This window comes from Nocardiopsis chromatogenes YIM 90109 (genome assembly GCF_000341185.1).
GTDB lineage: Bacteria > Actinomycetota > Actinomycetes > Streptosporangiales > Streptosporangiaceae > Nocardiopsis_A > Nocardiopsis_A chromatogenes.
Map to the genome: position 1 here is coordinate 1 of NZ_ANBH01000183.1, position 3,379 is coordinate 3,379.

General features: G+C 72.2%; 4 protein-coding genes. All 4 read left to right on the plus strand.

Annotated elements, in window-relative coordinates:
• Positions 1-703 (plus strand): GlxA family transcriptional regulator (locus D476_RS0118220; protein ID WP_017625365.1); only part of this gene is annotated, 703 nt, incomplete at its 5' end.
• 96 nt (positions 704-799) lie between these two features.
• Positions 800-1,435 (plus strand): DJ-1/PfpI family protein, encoded by a 636-nt coding sequence (locus tag D476_RS0118225; protein WP_017625366.1) that lies wholly within the window; start codon positions 800-802, stop codon positions 1,433-1,435.
• Between the two features lie 62 nt (positions 1,436-1,497).
• Positions 1,498-2,532, plus strand: a complete 1,035-nt coding sequence (locus D476_RS0118230; RefSeq protein WP_017625367.1) for a tyrosine-type recombinase/integrase — start codon at positions 1,498-1,500, stop codon at positions 2,530-2,532.
• A 260-nt stretch (positions 2,533-2,792) separates the two neighbouring features.
• Positions 2,793-3,374 (plus strand): hypothetical protein, encoded by a 582-nt coding sequence (locus D476_RS0118235; protein WP_017625368.1) that lies wholly within the window; start codon positions 2,793-2,795, stop codon positions 3,372-3,374.
• The last annotated feature ends 5 nt before the right edge of the window (positions 3,375-3,379 follow it).

A 3,379-nucleotide genomic window follows, 5' to 3' on the forward strand; every position in this document is an offset into this window, starting at 1 on the left:
CGAGCGCCTGGTGGGGTGGCTGGCCGACGGCGCCGCCTCGGCCCGCCGGGTGGTGTCGGTGTGCTCGGGGGCGTTCCTGCTGGGGGCGGCCGGGCTGCTGGACGGGCGGCGCGCCACCACCCACTGGGACCTGTGCGAGGCGCTGGCGCGCAGCTTCCCCCGGGTGCGCGTGGAGCCCGACCCCATCTTCGTGCGCGACGGGCAGGTGTCCACCTCGGCCGGGGTGACCGCCGGGATCGACCTGGCGCTGGCGCTGGTGGAGGAGGACCTGGGCCAGGACGCGGCCCTGTGGGTGGCCCGGGTGCTGGTGGTCTACCTGCGCAGGCCCGGCGGGCAGGCCCAGTTCAGCGCCCACCTGGCCGCCCGGGGCGCCGACCGGCCCTCGCTGCGGGAGCTGCAGCACTGGATCGCGGGCCACCCCGACGGGGACCTGTCGGTGGAGGCGCTGGCGGCCCGGTCGGGCTTCTCCCCGCGCCACTTCGCCCGGGTCTTCGCCCGCGAGGTGGGCATGACGCCGGGCCGGTACGTGGAGTCGGTGCGCCTGGACGAGGCGCGGCGGCGCCTGGAGGAGACCGACGAGGGGGTGGACGCGGTGGCGCGGGCCTGCGGGTTCGGGTCGCCGGAGGTGATGCGGCGGGCGTTCGCGCGCAGGCTGGGGTGCTCGCCGGGCCGCTACCGGATGCGGTTCCGCACGGCCGTGTGAGGGCCGGGTTCTGAGAGGCGGGTGAGGGGCCGCGCCCACAGGGGCGGCGCGGCGGCCTGCCGCACCCATGGATGATTACGGAAAGTAGGGAACCGAATGCAGATCGCCATCGTCCTTTACGACCGGTTCACCGCCCTGGACGCGGTGGGCCCCTATGAGCTGCTGTCCCGCCTGCCCGGGGCGGACACGGTGGTGTGCGCCGAGGAGCGCGGGCCGGTGCGCAGCGACACCGGCGTCCTGGGGATCACGGCCGACGCGGCCCTGGAGGAGGTCCGGGAGCCCGACATCGTGCTGGTGCCCGGCGGCCCGGGCCAGCGCCTTGTGATGGAGCACGAGCCGCTGCTGGGGTGGCTGCGCGCCGTGGACGCCACGGCCACCTGGATGACGTCGGTGTGCACCGGGTCGCTGCTGCTGGCGGCGGCTGGTCTGCTCAAGGGCAGGCCCGCCACCACCCACTGGGCGGCGATGGAGGGGCTGTCCGCCTACGGCGCGGTGCCCACGTCCGAGCGGGTCGTGCGTGACGGCAAGTACGTGACGGCGGCGGGGGTGTCGGCGGGCATCGACATGGCGCTGGAGCTGTGCGGGCGCATCGAGGGCGAGCAGTTCGCCCAGGCCCTGCAGCTGGCGGTGGAGTACGATCCGCAGCCACCGTACTCGGCCGGGTCGCCCGCCAAGGCGGGGGTGTTCTCCCGAACGCCCGACAACAGGACAAGTAACCCACGAGTAACTTAGCCAGCGTTCACGGCTGGTGCCGTACTTCTGGAAACGAGCATTTCCGGAAGTAGACTGCGGGGGTGACTTCTGGAAACACGATCCCCGGTCGCGAGCAGCCCCCCGAATCCACTTCTGGAAACACACGGACCGGGCGGCCGCGGCGCACCCCCGACCTCCCCGGCGATCTGGCGGCCGAACTCGCCGCCTTCACCGACCGCCTGGCCGCCGCCACCGACCTGGGCGCGGCCACCCGCGACAAGTACCGGCGCAGCACCGCCGCCTTCCTGGTCTGGCTGGCCCAGGCCCGGCAGGACGGCGACCCCCTCACCGACCCGGACGCGCGGGACTGGGCAGTGCGCGACTGGCGCCGGCACCTGAAGAACACCCGCACCAGCCGGGGCACCCACCTGGGCGCGGCCACCATCAACAACCGCCTCGCAGCCGTCGACGCCTTCTTCGCCCTGCGCGGCTCGGGACGGCCCGCGGTGGTGCGCGAGCACCTGAACCGGCCGAGCGCGCCCCGCGCCCTGGAGCAGCGGACCCTGTTGCGGTTCCTGCGCACCGTGGCCCGCGACGCCACCGTCCGGGACCGGGCCGTCTGCCACCTGGCCTACTACGCCGGGCTCCGGGTGGCCGAGATCGTCGCCTTGGACGTGGCCGATGTCCGGCTGTCGGCCCGCAAGGGGAGCGTGCGGGTGCGCGGCAAGGGCCGGTCGGGTGGCAAGGACCGCACCGTGCCCCTGCACGCCCAGGCCCGGGCCACCCTGGAGGAGCTGCTGGACGATCTCGGCCGACCCGCCGCGGGCCCGCTGATCCGCAACCGCGACGGCGCCGGCCTGTCGCCCCGGGCCGCCAACGCGGTGGTGTGCGCCCTGGGGGCTGCGGCGGGGGTCGGCCCTTCGGGCGACGGCGAGGCGTTCGGTCCGCACGTGCTGCGCCACACCTTCGGCACCGACCTCGTCCGAGGCCGCGGCGAACTCGCGAACGAGCCGGTCGACGTGGTGCTGGTCGCCGAGCTGATGGGACATGCCGACCTCAACACCACCCGCCGCTACGCCTTGCCCAGCGAGGCCGACAAGGCCCGCGCCCTGGAGGTGCTCACCGTCGACCGGTGAGGTTCGTTCACGGCCCCCGACGTGTTGCGGCCCGGGGGCGGATACGCCTTGGTACGGCGTTTGCGGGTGCCGCGACGCCGGAGGTAACGGACGCGACCGTGCGGACACATGCGCCTCACTCGGCGCCCGATATGTCCGCCTATTCGCGTGAACGTCATTGCCGTGCCCGACCCACCCTCAGGATCGATGTGTGACCGAATTACTACTGAGGGTATGGGGTGCGCGCAAGGATGGACGGACCGAGAAGACAGGAAGCACTCATGCCGCAGGTCATCGAAGAGATGGGGTTGCTCTCCGACAAGGAGTGGGACCTCCTGACCAAGGAGATCAACCTTTTCGCTGAGGAGGGGAAGGAAAAGGACTCCAGCTATTTCAAGGGCGAGTACCGCAAGGCCGTACGCGAGCACCTGGCCCGGCCCGTCCCTGTCGAGTTCACCCCGCAGGACAGCATGCCCCAGGGGCAGGGTGAGGTGCAGACCGGCTGGCAGAGCGAACTCTACGGCGACCCCACACTGAACAAGACCTTCGACGCCGACATCGTCCCCGGCGTGCTCAAGCTGCAGATCGTTGCCACCGGCCAGTCCGGTCCGGACTGGCGTTTGACCGTAAGCGTGGCCGCGCTGGCATTCGGCTTCCAGGTGGGCGGGGCTGGCTTCCAGCTCTCGCCGGTCAGCTCCTACATCGAGATCCACCCGAGCACACCGTTGGCCAAGGCCGACCTGAAGTTCAGCGTCAGCGGGCCGAAGATGAGCTTCGGTGTGACCGGCCAGGCCTGCTACCTGGGGTTGGGTTGGCAGTGCACGCCCATCAACTCCCCCGCCCTGTTCGACATCAACCCCTGACCCGG